The organism is Kocuria sp. CPCC 205263 (assembly GCF_040981075.1).
Classification (GTDB): Bacteria; Actinomycetota; Actinomycetes; order Actinomycetales; family Micrococcaceae; genus Kocuria; species Kocuria rosea.
The window spans coordinates 1-520 of the sequence record NZ_JAVKPV010000085.1; the positions used below are offsets into that span (position 1 = coordinate 1).

Sequence of the window (520 nt, forward strand, 5' to 3'; positions counted from 1 at the left end):
CAGGGGCTGACCCCCCTGCAAGTCCAGGAAATCAAAATCGCGCTGACCTACCAGCGCTAACCCCCGCGCGTGCCGCCGGGTCCACCCCGGCCCCGGCGGCGCTCGCAGTCCACCTGGGCCACCCACCGCGAGCGCGGACACCCCGGCCCCAGCGGCGCTCGCAGTCCCTATATTGCACGCGCTTAGTTGATAGTGTATTGTTGTTTTTGTTAGCGGGGCAGACGGCCCCAGGCACCGACTCCCCAGGAGGACACTATGGACACCACCACGCAGCGCGAGCAGCTGGCCCAGGTACTGGCCACCCACCGGACCCACCACACGGACAACGAGAGTTGGATCCTGACTAACTACGTGGAGCACTCCGGGAAGGAGTGGCCCGAGACGGTGGTGCTGCGCTACAGCGGCCCCGCGGGCCCCAGCCAGCGGGCCGAGTTCCCCGGCCTCTCCCGCGAGACCGTGGCCGAGGCACTGCGGGAGGCCAACTACTTCCGCACCAACCTGGGAGGCTTCGACCTCTACG

1 protein-coding gene is annotated in these 520 nt (G+C 68.1%); it reads left to right on the forward strand.

Going from position 1 to position 520, the window contains the following annotated elements; genetic code table 11:
* Window positions 1-255: 255 nt before the first annotated feature.
* A partial coding sequence (locus RF647_RS19265) for a hypothetical protein (RefSeq protein WP_368813137.1) occupies window positions 256-520 on the forward strand: 265 nt, incomplete at its 3' end.